At 52.6% G+C, this 15,373-nt stretch carries 10 protein-coding genes; 6 read left to right on the top strand and 4 right to left on the bottom strand.

Annotated elements, in window-relative coordinates:
• Positions 1-56 precede the first annotated feature (56 nt).
• A complete protein-coding gene (locus tag FHS90_RS21530) occupies positions 57-2,930 on the top strand; it encodes a T9SS type A sorting domain-containing protein (RefSeq protein WP_182514522.1) in 2,874 nt (957 codons plus the stop codon).
• A 96-nt stretch (positions 2,931-3,026) separates the two neighbouring features.
• On the opposite strand, the gene hemB is transcribed toward FHS90_RS21530, so the two are convergent.
• The 4 genes from hemB to FHS90_RS22820 all read right to left on the bottom strand — a co-directional run bounded on the left by hemB (position 3,027) and on the right by FHS90_RS22820 (position 10,071).
• Entirely contained in the window at positions 3,027-4,007 is a 981-nt protein-coding gene (gene hemB, locus FHS90_RS21525) for a porphobilinogen synthase (RefSeq protein ID WP_182514521.1), read from the bottom strand.
• Between the two features lie 826 nt (positions 4,008-4,833).
• Positions 4,834-6,075, bottom strand: a complete 1,242-nt coding sequence (rocD, locus tag FHS90_RS21520) for an ornithine--oxo-acid transaminase (RefSeq protein ID WP_182514520.1) — start codon at positions 6,073-6,075, stop codon at positions 4,834-4,836.
• 1,248 nt (positions 6,076-7,323) lie between these two features.
• Positions 7,324-8,223 (bottom strand): serine hydrolase, encoded by a 900-nt coding sequence (locus tag FHS90_RS21515; protein ID WP_066839723.1) that lies wholly within the window; start codon positions 8,221-8,223, stop codon positions 7,324-7,326.
• 123 nt (positions 8,224-8,346) lie between these two features.
• Positions 8,347-10,071, bottom strand: a complete 1,725-nt coding sequence (locus tag FHS90_RS22820; protein WP_182514519.1) for a M61 family metallopeptidase — start codon at positions 10,069-10,071, stop codon at positions 8,347-8,349.
• A gap of 649 nt (positions 10,072-10,720) precedes the next feature.
• On the opposite strand from FHS90_RS22820, the gene rpmH reads away from it, so the two are divergent.
• The 5 genes from rpmH (at position 10,721) to FHS90_RS21485 (ending at position 14,362) form a co-directional block, all read left to right on the top strand.
• Positions 10,721-10,879, top strand: a complete 159-nt coding sequence (gene rpmH, locus FHS90_RS21505) for a 50S ribosomal protein L34 (RefSeq protein ID WP_074988011.1) — start codon at positions 10,721-10,723, stop codon at positions 10,877-10,879.
• A gap of 35 nt (positions 10,880-10,914) precedes the next feature.
• Positions 10,915-11,325: a ribonuclease P protein component gene (gene rnpA / locus FHS90_RS21500; protein WP_066839719.1), complete on the top strand. Its 411-nt coding sequence runs from the start codon at positions 10,915-10,917 to the stop codon at positions 11,323-11,325.
• 35 nt (positions 11,326-11,360) lie between these two features.
• Positions 11,361-13,019, top strand: a complete 1,659-nt coding sequence (locus FHS90_RS21495) for a S41 family peptidase (RefSeq protein WP_182514518.1) — start codon at positions 11,361-11,363, stop codon at positions 13,017-13,019.
• 123 nt (positions 13,020-13,142) lie between these two features.
• On the top strand, positions 13,143-13,832 hold the full coding sequence (gene tsaB, locus FHS90_RS21490) for a tRNA (adenosine(37)-N6)-threonylcarbamoyltransferase complex dimerization subunit type 1 TsaB (protein ID WP_182514517.1): 690 nt from the start codon (positions 13,143-13,145) through the stop codon (positions 13,830-13,832).
• Positions 13,833-13,837: 5 nt separating this feature from the next.
• Positions 13,838-14,362 (top strand): DUF2480 family protein, encoded by a 525-nt coding sequence (locus tag FHS90_RS21485; RefSeq protein ID WP_066839519.1) that lies wholly within the window; start codon positions 13,838-13,840, stop codon positions 14,360-14,362.
• Positions 14,363-15,373 lie beyond the last annotated feature (1,011 nt).

Genomic DNA, 15,373 nt, shown 5'->3' with positions numbered 1-15,373 from the left:
TACCGCTTGAAACTAAAATTTAAGCAGGCTCTAACTCACACTTTACCAGTAGTTACATGAAATCTTTTCACCAGCAGCGCCAGAACTGGATGTCTTTCCTCTTGCTCCTTGTCTTTGGGGCGCTCCTTTATTTCTCTGCCTCTGGTCCCGCCGGTGAAGACCGCCAGGGGCGTATCTCAGCTGATGAGATGAAGAAGGCCGGCTACAGGTCCAGGGTGGAGCGGTTGCATAAGAAGGGCGCCATTGGGTCTAAAGACAAACCGCAGGCACGCCTGGAGTATGAGATTGAACGGCTTAAAGATCCGGCTACCGGAAAGATCCCGGAGGGAATACGGGAGCTGGAGCTGGCTTTTTCTGAAACCATACCTACCAAAGAGCAGGTGCTGCGCCAGTTAGATCCCCATGCCAAGTTTGCCACTGAGAACTGGAATAGCCGCGGGCCCTATAATGTGGGAGGGCGTACCCGCGCCATGGCCCTTGACATAGCCAATGAAAACATTCTCCTGGCCGGTGGCGTGTCTGGGGGAATGTGGCGCAGCAGCAACGGTGGGGCCTCCTGGGCCAAAGTGACCGGGTTAGACCAGTTGCAAAGTGTGACAACCATTAGCCAGGACAAGAGAGTGGGCAAACAGAATGTTTGGTACTATGGCACCGGTGAAATGTTTGGAAACTCTGCCTCTGCTCCCGGGGCTACTTATTATGGAAATGGAATTTACAAGTCAGTAGATAATGGCATTACCTGGAACCCACTCGTCTCTACCCAGACGGCTAATTTTACAGCCTTCACCAGTGTATTTCAGTTTATCTACCGGGTGGCTACCAATCCGGCCAATGCGGCGCAGGATGAAGTTTTTGCGGCTACCGTAGGCTCTGTCAGAAGGTCTACTGACGGGGGGGCTACCTGGCAGAGTGTGCTGGGGTATGAGGCCGGGTTAAATGACTTCAACGCCAGCCCCTACTTTACAGATATTGCCATTGGGAATAGCGGCAACATGTACGCCGCGTTAAGCCAGTATGCCAGCGGAGGAAGATCTGCCACTAAACGAGGCATTCACCGCTCTACAGACGGCGTCACCTGGACAGACATCACTCCTGCTAACTTTCCGGCTACCTATGAGCGCATTGTCATGGATATTGCGCCTTCTAACGAGAACATAGTATATTTCTTTGTGTACACGGCCACCAATGCTGCTTCTGAGGCCAATCTCTGGAAGTACGAGTACCTTTCCGGGAGCGGTGCCGGGGCCGGTGGCCGGTGGACGAACCTCAGTGCCAATCTGCCCATGCTGGGCGGGAAATCTGGTGATTTAGACCTGCAGGGGGGGTATAACATGGTGGTCAAAGTCAAACCAGATGATCCTAACTTTGTGGTGCTGGGCGGCACCAACCTTTACCGGTCCCTCAGTGGCTTTACCAATACCACCTCTACGCGTAAAATAGGCGGCTACGTACTAGACAACTCCAGCTTTGCCTTATACACTAATCACCATCCTGACCAGCATGAGGTCATCTTCTACCGCTCAAACCCCAATAGAATGCTGTCTGCGCATGACGGGGGTGTGAGCCGGACCACTAATAATGCAGCGGCCACTGTAGTGTGGGAGTCTCTCAACCGTGGATATCAGACCACTCAGTTCTATACGGTAGCCATGGACCTGAACACCACAGATGATTTTGTGGTGGGCGGTATGCAGGACAATGGCAGCTGGGCAGTAGACAACATCAATGCTACCACAGAGTGGAATGAGGTAGTAGGCGGAGACGGTGCTTTTGCCGCTGTGACCACCCACTCACTGTTGGTATCTGTGCAGAACGGTACAGTTTATAGAATTGCGTTCAATGATAGGGGCGAAGACATTGGCTACGCCAGAATTGACCCGCCCAAAACAACGGGCTACCTGTTTGTGAACCCCTACACCATTGATCCCAATAATGAGTACACCATGTTTTTACCGGCGGGTGACACGCTATGGCGCAATAAAAACATTGCCCAGATCCCCCTGGGCGGGGAACAATCAAACCTGGGCTGGGAGGTTGTAGCCAATCTGGGTATTTCTGAAACCATTTCTTCTGTCTCAGTCAGTAAAGTACCTGCCAATGTGGTTTATTTTGGAACCAGCGGAGGCCGGTTGTACAAGCTCCAGAACGGCAACGCAGCTTCGCCCACCAGAACTGAGATCACAGGGGCTAATTTCCCCAAGAGCACATCAGGTGCCCCCACCGGCTATATCAACTGTATTGCCATTGACCCCAAAGACGCCAACAAAGCTGTAGTGGTGTTTTCTAACTATAAAGTGCAGAGCCTGTTCTACACCACAGATGGCGGGACTACCTGGACCGCGGTTTCTGGAAACCTGGAGGAGAACCCAGATGGTAGTGGTAACGGGCCTTCTACCAGGTGGGTGACTATTCTCCCAAACCCAGACGGCACCAATAAGTACTTTGTAGGCACCAGTACCGGCTTATACTCAACCGGCGTTTTAGAAGGGGCCGGTACCACCTGGCTGCGCGAAGGCAATAGCTCTATTGGCCAGGTGCCGGTTGACATGGTGCTCAGCAGAACCACAGATGATCTGGTTTTAGTGGGCACCCACGGGAACGGGGTGTTCAGCCTTCGGTATTCTGGGCCGCTGATTCCAAAAGGAGATGATCCCAATCCTCTACAGACGGGACTTGGCCTGAGCTATCCTAACCCTTATTTTCAAGGGGCAACGGTTACCATCCCTTTCCAGCTGGAGAGTGCGGCCCAGGTGCAGTTGCAGGTGTTTGATATGACGGGCAGAAAGGTGGCTTCCCTGGTAAATGGCAGCCTGCAAGCCGGTAAACACCTGGTAACCTGGCGGGGCAACGGCCTGGCGAGTGGCACCTACCTCTACCAGCTCATGGTTGACGGGAAGCGCTTTACCAAACGCATGGTTCAGCTAAAGTAAAGCTGGAGCTGTACAGAAACAGGAAAGGGAGCCCGTGGGCTCCCTTTCCTGTTTCTGTTTTTGACCTGTTTTTCAGAAAACAGGTCAAAAACAGGCCTACTTTTTCATGTACTGCGCAAACTCCTTCGCAAAATAGGTCAAGATAACATCGGCCCCGGCGCGTTTCATGCTGAGCAGAACTTCCAGCATAATTTTCTCGCTGTCCAGCCAGCCGTTCTGAGCGGCGGCTTTTACCATGGCGTACTCGCCGCTGATGTTGTAGGCAGCCACGGGCAGGTTAGTGTTGTCTTTCAGAAGTTTAATTACATCCAGGTACGCCAGGGCCGGTTTTACCATCAGGAAATCGGCACCCTCGGCGATGTCCAATTCAGCCTCAATCAAGGCTTCGCGGCTGTTGGCGGGGTTCATCTGGTAGGTTTTCTTGTCGCCGTGTTTGGGCGCTGAGCCCAGGGCGTCTCTGAACGGACCGTAGAAACCGCTGGCGTATTTGGCGGTGTAGCTCATGATGGAGACGTTGGTGAACGCGTGGCTGTCCAGTACCTGACGGATGTGGGCTACGCGGCCGTCCATCATGTCTGAGGGGCCAATGATATCGGCACCGGCCTGGGCCTGGGCCAACGCCATCTGGCCTAGCACTTCCAGCGTAGCGTCATTGAGAATCTCACCGTTGTCTACAATGCCGTCATGGCCATCTGAGCTGTACGGGTCCATGGCCACATCAGTCATCAGGACCACGTCTGGGAAATTGCGCTTGATCTCAGCAATGGTGCGCAGGTAGAGGCCCTCTGGGTTTTTGCTTTCAGACGCGAAACGGTCTTTCTTGCCCTCGTCAATCTGCGGGAACGGCGCAAAGGTTTTAATGCCCAGGTCTACGCATTGGGCAATTTCTTCCAGCAAACGGTCTGGGGAGTAGCGGTAAATGCCCGGCATAGAGGCAATCTCAACGGCCAGGTTGGTGCCTTCCATCATGAAGACTGGGAAAATGAGGTCATGCACGGCCACATGGTTTTCCTGCACCATGTTCCTGATCACTTCAGATTTACGGTTTCGGCGGGGCCGACGGGTTAAATGATCCATAGCTGTTACAAATAAGTAAGGCGGGTGAGCCGCTAAGTGGGCAGACCTGCTGTTCTACAACAAAAGAACGCGTAGAATAGTGTACGGGCGCGCCCAAAAACCGATTATGTTTAGGTATTCCCGGCAAAGGTAGGGTTTCTGCCCATTCAGGCGAAGGCTGTTTTGGCCAGTTTTCAGAAAAACAGGGTGGAAACGGAAATCTACCCAACTTGGGGCCGCTTCTTTCTTGCAAAACAGTTTTCTACCGTAAAATTGTGAATTTTCACGCATTCCGTCCCCCTTTGAAGGGGGTAGGGGAGTGATTATTCGTGCTGAATTACTCATGCGGAAGTACGCATTCCCGGGAAGCATCTTTTCATTTCGCTACTCTAAAGCTGGCTGTTCTTCAACGGCCTTGGTCATCCCCCTACCCCCTTCAAAGGGGGGCGGAATGCGTGTTTCAGCATTTTAAATTAAAATCATCTGATTCTGAATATTTTAAAACCTAATTCAAGTTTTCTGGAAAGTCTGTTGCTAAGCATGCTTCTGCCTTTCTGATGAGAGCTTGGTGGTAAACGGCAGAGGCTTTTCTAGATCGCCCGCAAGATTCTTTCAGAATGATAAGCTAGAAAAGCAGCTGGATTTCTGTCTTTCGCTGCGGCGGGTGTCTTCCCTTGCCCTAAGAAAGGGGGAGCTGTCTTCGGCCTTTGGCCAAAGAAAAGGGGTTCAACTGAACGCAACCTGAAGCAAAAGTTATAACCTGTTTTTGACCTGTTTTCTGCAAAACAGGCCAAAAACAGGTTGTTATGCCATCGGCCAAAGGTCGAGAATAGGTTGCAGCAAAAAGTTAAAACTCCTCAAGCGTTTGGGCAATGATATCACAGCACGCATGCAACTGCTCTTCAGTGATCACCAGCGGCGGCGCGAACCGGATGATGTCGCCGTGGGTGGGCTTGGCGAGCAGGCCGTTCTCCATCAGTTTCACGCATACATCCCAGGCGGTGCGCCCGTCTGCTGTGGGCTTGATAATCACAGCGTTCAGGAGGCCCCGGCCGCGTACCAGTGACACCAGCTCGGGGTGCTTTTCTTTGAGTTGGTTCATGCGGGCCCGGAAGACTTCTCCCAGGCGGCGGGCATTTTCTACCAGATGCTCCTCTTCTATTACTTCTAACGCGGCCACCGTCACGGCACAGGCCAAGGGGTTGCCGCCAAAGGTAGAGCCGTGCTCACCGGGCTGGATGCAGAGCATGACCTCATCATTGGCCAGTGCCGCAGAAACAGGGAGCACGCCGCCAGACAGGGCCTTGCCCAGGATAAGGATGTCTGGTTTCACGCCTTCATACTCAGAGGCCAGCATTTTACCCGTGCGGCCAATGCCGGTCTGGATCTCGTCAATGATCAGGAGCACGTTGTATTGTTCGCACAGCGCCTTGGCGCCCGCCAGATACCCTTCTGAGGGAACTACTACGCCCGCTTCGCCCTGAATGGGTTCCAGCAGGAAGGCACAGACGTGGGCGTTCTCTTTCAGGGTTTGCTCCAGCGCGGCCAGGTTGTCATACGGGATCACCTTGTAGCCCGGCATGTAAGGCCCAAACCCTCTGGTACTGCTGGGGTCAGTGCTGAAAGAGATAATTCCCGTGGTACGGCCGTGAAAATTGTGCTCCACCACTACCACCTCAGCCTCATGCGGCGGAATCCCTTTCTGGGTGTACCCCCACTTGCGGGCCAGCTTTAGGGCAGTCTCCACGGCTTCAGCGCCCGAGTTCATCAACAGCGCCTTGTCATAGCCAAACAGCTCAGAGAGGTACTTTACAGCGGGGCCGAGTTTGTCATTGTAGAAGGCGCGGGAGGTGAGGGTGAGCTGCTGCGCCTGCTGCGTGAGTGCCCCAATAATGCGCGGGTGGCAGTGCCCCTGGTTCACGGCACTGTAGGCCGAAAGAAAATCATAGTACCGTTTTCCCTCCACATCCCAGAGAAAGACGCCTTCGCCGCGGCTCAAGACCACGGGCAACGGGTGGTAATTGTGGGCACCGTATTTGTCTTCCAGCGCAATGGCTTGTTGGCTTGAGGTAATGGTTGAGGTGTTCATGCAGCGATCAGTTTTGTGTGGGTGTAAGAATCAGGCAAGACTCTCCTTTTCTATTTAGATACGGATGTTCTGCCTTGCAAGATAAAAGTAACGAAAACACTTTATTTCAGAAGCGGCTTTAGAACCCACTGCAGAGGGAAACCCGTTTTGGGGCTGTTTTTAGAAAAACAGGCCGAAAACAGGAAATGGGCACAGACGCCCGCAGGCCTCATCAGGACGGTACGGGGGCTGGTAGAACTCCTGAGTCTTGAGTTCTGAGTCAAGCATGTGATCTTGGCTTCGGTTGGGAAACAACTTGCCATGCGTGAGACCCACCCCAACCCCTCCCGGGAGGGGAGAGATCAGGAATACGTGGGGCAAGCGGCGGGTGGCCATACCTCAGCAATGCGTGTCCTCCTGTGTCAACATCCCCCTTCGCCCCTTCAATGGAGGAGTATCAGAGTGAGTCCTGAGTCTTGAGTCCTTCCTTTTTTCCTTAGCCAATTCAGCTCGAATGAAGCAGCAATGCCTGGTTTCGCAGCCGCGCCGCGGGGGCAGCCAGAGACCGCCCGTCAGCTGTAGGCACGAGTCTGGGGTCCGTGTCAGCGCGGGAGTATCAGGTAGCGTTAGAAGGCACGGAAGTAACTTCCGCGCCATAGAGGGAGCTATAGAAGGCAGAAGTAATGTGAGGCGGCCGCCTCATGGAAGCTGAAAGCTTCCGCCATTATAGGTCCAAGTTGGAAACTTGAACCAGAGAAAGCGGCAAACAAGCAGCAAGAAGTAAACAAACAACAATGAACAACCAACACTTCTGCTGGTGGCACCTGGGTTAATTAGCACTTCTGCCCCTGGCTGATGTGCGCAGCACGGGCTCGCCTCAGGCTAGCGGGACAGCAACGGTTACCTGCAGAGGCAGACATAACAGCACAAGCAGTTATAGGAGGGGAACCCAAACCAGTCCTGGGGGTGAGCGCCTCTGTTAATACGGTGCCGCTTCAGCGGCAAGGCCGGAGGGCCTAGTTTTAACAGCAGTGCTCACCGCCAGGACGGGGCCCCGCGGCCGTGAGCGCTTACCGGAGGCAATGCAACAGCAATGGGATTTCGCACCGGAGCAAACGGGAGAGCCAAGGGAACAGCAGACTACGCATTGCCGTGGCAGCAGCAACTGGCAGTCTCCAAACTCAGTATCAAAAAGCCGCCGCCATGGGAACAGCAGACTACACATTGCCACTGCAGCAGCAGCAGCAGCAGCAGCAGTGGCAACCCCCTTCACCTCACCCCAACCACATACCCATACAACATCTCAGAGACCGTAGCCATTGCCTTAATCCCGGCTTGTTCATCTGATAAGCCCTTTGAGAGCAGCACCAGCACATAGGGGTGGCCGTTGGGCGGAAAGACAATGCCCGCGTCATGGCGTACGCCGGTAATCCAGCCGGTTTTGTGGGCAACCTGCACCTCCCGCGGCAGCTTGGCCGGAATGATGTCTTTGTACTTCTGGTCTAGCAGGATTTGGATCATCTCCTGAGAGGCGGCTGGGCTGACGGCTTTGCCTTGGGCTATCTGCTGGAAGAGCAGCAGCAGGTCATAGGCGGTGGTGGTGTTATTCAGGCCCTGCTGGTAAGCTTTGGTATCTTCTACGCCGCGCAGCACCTGTATGTCCTGGGCGCCCATCTGGCGCATGGTTTGGGTGACTTTTTGGGCATCTAGCTGCTCTATCACAAGGTTGGTGGCCAGGTTGCTGCTGTGAATAATCATCTTGTAGAGCAACTCAGACCACGGACGCTTCTGGCCCAGAAGGGAATACAGCTCCTGCTCGCTGTCATCTGCAGGGGCAATGCTGAACGGGCTGCCGTCTACAATGCTCTTGAACTCGTTCTTCACCAGAAGGGAGTCTTGCAGGGAGAACCTGCCTTGGGCGGCTTGGCGGTAGGCTTCTATCAGAACCGGTGTTTTCATGGTGCTGGCCGCGTGGAAGCGCTCGTGTTCCTGGATCAACAGTTCTTCGCCGGTTTCCAGATCTTTGAAAGCCACCGCAAACGTACCTTCCTGTTTGCCCAGCTCGGCTAAAATGGCTGCTTTGACCTGATTCATACTGTCTGGGCGTTTGGTGACTGTACAGCCTGTCAGCAACAGCGCCAGGGCGTACAGGAGAAAGGGGAGGCGCATGGGGAGTCGTTTTGCCGGTAAGTTAGGAAAGTGCAGGGAAAATCCTGAGCGGGCAAGGCAATTGGTTTTTCCTGTTTTGGGGCTGTTTTCCTCAAAACAGCCCCAAAACAGGAAACCTCTCCTTTAAAAGGGTTGCTTAAGCCAAGTGGTGAAGTTTGCCTGCTGCGCCGGGGTGGCGGCTGGGTTCTTGCTCACCCTGTACTGGGGCAGGTGCAGCTGCCCGTCTGGCGTAAGCGAAACGGTGCGCAGCTTTTTCTGCCGGAACAAAGTCAACTCCACCGCCTCCTGCCCTTGCAGCAGGTTGGCCAGATTGGCGTTCTCCAGTTTTCGGCCGTTCAAAGCGATGAGTTCATCTTCCACTGACAAGACGGCCGCCGCCGGAGAAGCAGGGGCGATGTACCCCACCGTGGGGGTGGCCGCAAGCGCCGGGTTCAGCCTAAAACCGAACAGGCTCTCATGTGCCTGCGCAGAGGGGAGCTTGTCCAGGGTGCACCCCAGATAGTCCAGCGCCGGAGCCAGCCATTTTTCAAAAGGGACCGTTCCAAACACCATTTCCCGGAAATACGGCTCCAGCGAAACGCCCGCCACGCCCTCGGCCAGGCGCTGGTAGTCTTCTTCGGCGTAGCCAATGCCTTTTTGCCCGAACTGCTGCCACATTTGCCGCATCACCTCATCCAGGGAGCGGGCATTCTGGGTGGCGCGCCTGATTTCCACGTCCAGCACCAGCGCCGCCAGGCAGCCTTTGTGGTAGATGCTCACTTTACGGTCAGGGATGCCGGGTTTATAGCCGTCCAGCCAGGTGTCAAAAGACGAGTCGGCCACGGAGAGGTGCTGCTCGCCCTGGTCTGCGGTGTGGCGTTTGATGGTGGTGGCCAGTTCCTGAAAATACTGTTCAGCGGTAAACACGCCGCTTCTGGCCAGCAGGTAGTCACCGTAGTAAGTGGTCACGCCTTCGGCCACGTAGCCGGTCCTGAAATAGTTTTCCCGGGTGAAGTCATACGGCAGCATCTCCTGGGGCCGGATTTGCTTGATGTTCCACGTGTGGAAGAGCTCATGGCAGCTCACGCCCAGCAGCTCTTTATAAAGCGTAGGCGACATGAGCTGCTCGCCCGGCCCCAGCGTAATCACCGTAGAGTTCAGGTGCTCCACACCGTGGTAATGCGGGTAGGGGAGAAGGATGTTCAGGAAATGGTAATCGGGCACCGGAAACGTCTGGAATAACGCCAGCTGCTCTTTGGTAAACGCCTGGAACTGCGGCAGAATCTGCGCCCAGTCTGGCTGGCATTCGCCTAGGAACCACACGTGGAACAGAATGCCCTGCTCTTCATATTTCTGGTGCTGCAGGGTGGCGCTGGCCATGAACGGCGAATCTGCCAAATGGTCAAAGTTCTGGGCGAGCAGCGTGCGGGGTTGGGTTTGGGGCAGGCCGCAGGCAATTTGCCAGTCATGCGGAATGTTCAGCGAGAGCGTGCACGGTTCCTGTTCAAAACCCCGGGCGGTGAGCAGGCAGTTGACCGGGTTCACGTATAGAAAATCTTCGGCCAGCCAGGAGCCGCCCGCGTCCATTTGCCGGGCGTAAAAGTTATAGCGTACTTCCAGGGTCGCTTCGCCTTTGGTTTCTACCCGCCAGCGGTCTTTGGTTATTTTTTGGAAGGGCAGGGGAGAACCGTCTTTCGCCACCACGGCAAACCCCTGCAGTTTCTGCGCGAAGTTCTGCAACTCATACCGCCCCGGCCGCCAGGCGGGCAGCTGCAGATACAATTCATCTGCGGTACTATTCTCTATCCTAGTGGTCACCTGCAAAAAGCCCGAAAGCGGGTTCTGGAACGAAAGCTGGTAGTGCGGCACGGCTGTTCTGTGTTAATGGTTCTCTTAAAACGAAGGTAGTGCGTTTTTGGCCTGTTTTCCAGCAATACTTCGGACAGTTTAGATGATTAGAAAAAGTGCGTTTGTAGCGTTTGAGGGCATGTACAGGTTTAGCATCCAATGGTTTTTCTCCCTTTTGGGAAATACCTAACTGCCATTTAATTACTTAAACCCCATTTATAGCCTCTAAAGCCTCTTTTTGCCTTTTAGAATTGTCCGAAGTATTGCCAGAAAACAGCCCGAAAACAGAGAGTGAAGTGAAGTAGATTTACCTTTTTATGTAGTGATGATTCACCCCTCAAGGTTAGAAACCGTGTAACCCTGTACACGCATTCCGTCCCCCTTCAAAGGGGGACGGGATGCGACCGTAAGCAAGGGGTAGAAGCAGAAACTTACGCAGTACAGATAGTTATAAAGATTACGTACTTCGTTACACCCCCTCCTTTCTGTTTCTGGCCTGTTTTTCTGAAAACAGGCCAGAAACGCACGTTAGCGGTTTCTCTCTGGTGCAGCAAGGCTTTCAGCGGGGTTGGGTAACATGCAAATAATCAAATTAAAATGTGGAGAGGGGTTTGGTTTATCAAAATTGATTTTATAATTTTGCAGGCCTTAATAAAATGTTTAGTGTAAGATGAAAAGAACATTCCAACCTTCGCAACGCAAAAGAAGAAATAAGCACGGTTTCCGCTCAAGAATGGAGACTGCCAATGGTCGTAGAGTATTAGCTAGCAGAAGAGCTAAAGGCCGTAAGAGACTGACCGTTTCTGACGAGAGAAGACATAAAGCCTAATTTTTCTGAGTAGCTCGCTGCAAGGCGCCTCGCGAATGGGTACCTTCACTGAACATTCTGCAGAAGAGCAACCGATTTCTTATAGATTTCAGAAAGAAGAACGCTTACGGAGCAAAAAGCTGATTGACCGGCTTTTCCGTGAGGGTTCTTCTTTTAACGTGTATCCCCTTCGGTTTGTGGCTCTCCACTTGCCAGAACCCTCAGAGCCGCCCGTTCAACTGCTGGTCTCTGTCTCTAAGCGTTACTTCAAGAAAGCCGTAGACCGCAACCGCCTGAAACGCCAGATAAGGGAGGCGTACCGGCTGCAGAAACAGGTGGTGCCCGCGTGCAACACCCAGGGCGGCACCTGGCTGATTGGGGTATTGTACATAGGAAAAGAAAAAAATCCTTTTAATACTATCAGTAAAAAACTAAATTCAGGACTGGAGCGTTTGTTAACTAAATAATCCTCCTGTTTCCTTTTTATAGTTATAGTGCTGATATGCTGAAGAAATCAATTGCCGGGCTTGCGCTGGTGGGTACTGCGTGGGGTCTTTTCTCCTTCTCCTCTGGCTCAGAGCGGTATTTTGACATCGCCAAAAACCTGGACATTTTTGCTACGCTCTTCAAGGAGGTGAACACCTACTATGTAGATGATGTGGCCCCTTCAAAACTGGTGCGCACGGGCATTGACGCCATGCTCAAATCACTGGACCCGTACACCAACTATATTCCCGAAGACGACATTGAGGATTTTAGAACCATGACCACCGGCAATTACGGCGGCATTGGGGCTTTGGTGGGCAAGCGTGACGGCAGAACCATCATCTCCCTGCCGCATGAGGGCTCCCCCGCCCAGAAGGCGGGCCTGATCATTGGTGATGAGATTCTGAAGATAGACGGCGTAGACCTGGCCAAGAAAAATGACGGCGAGGTAAGCAAGTTGCTCAAAGGCCAGGCCGGTACTGTGGTGAAGCTGGAGATAAAACGCTTTGGCGTGGAGAAACCCATGGTGGTAGACGTTACCCGCGCCAACATCCATATCAGCAATGTTCCTTATTACGGGTTGGTCACCCCTGAGATTGGCTACCTGCAGCTGTCTGGTTTTACAGTAGACGCGGGGCAGGAGGTGCGCAGCGCGGTGGTGAAACTGAAGGAAATGGGAGCCAGGAAAGTCATTTTAGACCTGCGTGATAACCCGGGCGGGCTCTTGAACGAGGCGGTGAATATTTCCAACCTGTTCCTGCCGCGGGGCAAAGACATTGTGAGCACCAAGAGCAAGGTGAGCGATTGGAACAAAATGTACAAAGCCCTGGATGAGCCGCTAGACGTGCAGATGCCGCTGGTGGTGCTGACCAGTTCTAACAGTGCCTCTGCCGCTGAGATTGTGTCTGGGGCGCTGCAGGATTATGACCGCGCAGTATTGATTGGCGAAAGAACCTTTGGGAAAGGACTGGTGCAGATGACCCGCCCGCTTTCCTATAATTCCCAGCTGAAAGTCACTACCGCCAAGTATTATATTCCCAGCGGACGTTGTATCCAGGCTATTGATTATGCCCACCGCAATGCAGACGGCTCTATTAACAAGATCCCAGACTCGCTGCGGGTGGCGTTTAAGACCTCTGGCGGCCGGGTGGTGTATGACGGCGGGGGCATTAGCCCAGACGTGGAGGTGAAAGACAAGCCAGTGCCAGACATCATCAGAAAACTGATGACCAAAAACTACATCTTTGACTATGCCACCCGTTTCAGGGCCGCAAACCCAACCATTGCCGTTGCCAAAGATTTTAAACTCTCTGACGCTGAGTACCAGAAGTTTGTGGCCTTTCTTAACGGGAAAGACATCACCTATTCTACTGATGTGGAGAAGGCGCTAGACAATATGATCAAGAAGGCCAAGGAAGACAAGCATTTTGATGAGATCAAAGCTGATGTGGAGCAGATCAAGAAAAAGGTGGCCACTAACAAGGGCAATGATCTGATGCGCTTCAAGCCTGAAATCACAGAATTGCTGGAGCAGGAGATTGTGTCACGGTATTACCTGCAGAAAGGTCTGGTTGAGGCAACTTTCAATGATGATGAAGATATTCTGGCGGCCGTTGACGTGTTGAACAACTCTAACCGGTACCAGTCTCTGCTGTCTGCCAGTGCCAAAAAATAGATTAAAGCCACACTATATATAATAGTGTGATGTATAGGTATAGAAAGGGCAACCGGAGAAGGTTGCCCTTTTATTTTAGAATGCCGTAGCTTTGCCCTGTCAAGTTTAAATTCTGTTTCACGCATGGCGTACCTGTTGTCTTTAGAAACGTCTTCTTCGGTTTGTTCTGTGGCGCTGCACAAAAGCGGCCAGCTGCTTTCTTATGCCGAGCTGCAGATGGAGAAATCGCATTCTTCCCATATCACCGTGATGGTGCAACAGGTAGTAGGAAATGCCGGTGTGGAGCTGAATGAGGTGGCGGCGGTGGCGGTGTCAGGCGGCCCGGGTTCTTACACAGGGTTGCGAATTGGTTCTGGTACGGCCAAAGGCTTGTGTTACGCATTAGACAAGCCCCTGATTGCCGTAGATACCCTAACGGCCATGGCGCAGCAGGTGGTTTCTTCCACCCCGGGGCCAGAGAGGTTTCTGTTTTGCCCCATGCTAGACGCCCGCAGAGCTGAAGTGTACACCTGTCTGCTCACGCATGCATTAGAAAAGAAGCTTGAGGTGGCTCCAGTGATTCTGAGTGCGGAGACTTTTGCCGCTGAAATGCAAGACCAGCCTATCGCCTTCTTCGGGAACGGAAGCGAAAAAGCAAAAGAATTGCTTGCCACCCACCCGAACGCTTTCTACCTTGAGAATGTTAAACCAACAGCCAGAGCCATTGGAGAACTTGCCTGGCAGAAATATCAGAAACAAGAATTTGAAGATGTGGCCTATTATGAGCCCTTCTATTTAAAAGAAGTATATATCACTACACCATCAGGTAAATAAGAGATATGGAAGAGTTTGTAAACCGGGTAGCCAACAGTGGGCTCGTCACCTTGAACCTGGAGGAGTATCTGCACCCAGGCGAGCGGGTGGTTTATGATATTAAAGAAAACCTGTTCCACGGGTTAATGCTGCGGGAGAAAGATTTCAGAGCTTTTGTAAAAGAACATGACTGGTCACAGTATGCTACAAAGAATGTGGCTATCATCTGTTCAACAGATGCTATTGTGCCAACATGGGCTTATATGCTGTTGGCAAGTAAGCTTCAGCCCTATGTGAACCGGTATGTGTTTGGAAACCTGGAAGCCTTGGAGCAGGCGCTACTGCAAGATGCAATTGCTAAAATAAACCCAGCAGATTATCAAGACGCAAAACTGGTAATTAAAGGCTGCGGTCAGATACCGGTTCCCACCTTTGCTTATGTAGAGGTTATGCAGAAGTTGTTGCCCGTGGCAAGCAGTATTATGTATGGAGAGCCTTGTTCTACAGTCCCAATCTATAAGAAGCCGAAGGAAAAAGTAGCGGCAGAATAACCTGAAATGAATGTTGAGGGCATTTGAAGGGAGATGAGGTAAAGCCACCTGTCTCCCTTTTTTTGTTAAAAATTTTAACCCCCGCAGGAACTTCTAGGCCTCAAAAAGAATTATACTCCCGTGTCCATTAGGAAAGCCGATGGATTAAGTGAAGAGTTAGAAAAAAAGTTATAGAAAGATTGCGGCACTTAAGCCTCTAATTTACAAGAGGTATACGCGTCATTGCCTCAGCATAAAAGGAGAAGGTAGATAGTTTTAAAAGGGAAAATGGGGCGCAGCCTTGTAAAGAGTAAAACTTTTCCTACCTTTGCATCCCGTTCGGCAGGAGCGGTTTTGGTAAGGAAGTGCAGGCGTCAGGGCGGGGAAAAAGTTTTAACTTTTCTCTTGCATACCGGGGAAAGCTCCTTACCTTTGCAGCCCCTTCAGGAACGGCCTCTGGAAAGAGCCTTGAATGGAGGGTTCAGTCGCCGGAAGGGCGGCCGGCAAGTTGAAAAAAAAAGTTGCCCCCGGGTTTGGAAAAGGGAAAAGGTTCACTACCTTTGCACCCGCTTCCTGAGAGAGGGGGAAAAGAACACGCCGGGCCGACAGGGCCCGGAAAAAAAAGAGAGAAAAAACACGCACAGGTTTGCAGGGTAAAAGATTCTCCTTACCTTTGCAGCCCCTTCGGGAACGGCCTCTGGAAAGAGCCTTGAGCGGAGGGTTCCAGCCGCCGGAAGGGCGGCCGGGAGTTGGAAAAAAAAGTTGCCCCGGGTTTGGAAAAAGGGAAAAGGTTCACTACCTTTGCACCCGCTTCTGGAGCGAAGGGGTTTTAAAGAGGCCGGGCCGGCAGGGCCCGGGAAAAAAATAAAGAAAAAAAACACGCTCAGGTTTGCGGATTCGAAGAGAGTCGCTACCTTTGCAGCCCCATCCGGAAGGAGGGGGGAGACGGGGCGGGAGGCGCCCCGCAGATCGCCGGAGACAGTCCGGCGGTAAGGTTCTTTGAGTGAATGGGATAGATAGGAAATGAAAAGA

This window comes from Rufibacter ruber (genome assembly GCF_014138425.1).
In the GTDB taxonomy this organism is placed as follows: domain Bacteria; phylum Bacteroidota; class Bacteroidia; order Cytophagales; family Hymenobacteraceae; genus Nibribacter; species Nibribacter ruber_C.
This window is presented reverse-complemented; position numbering and strand designations above follow the sequence as displayed.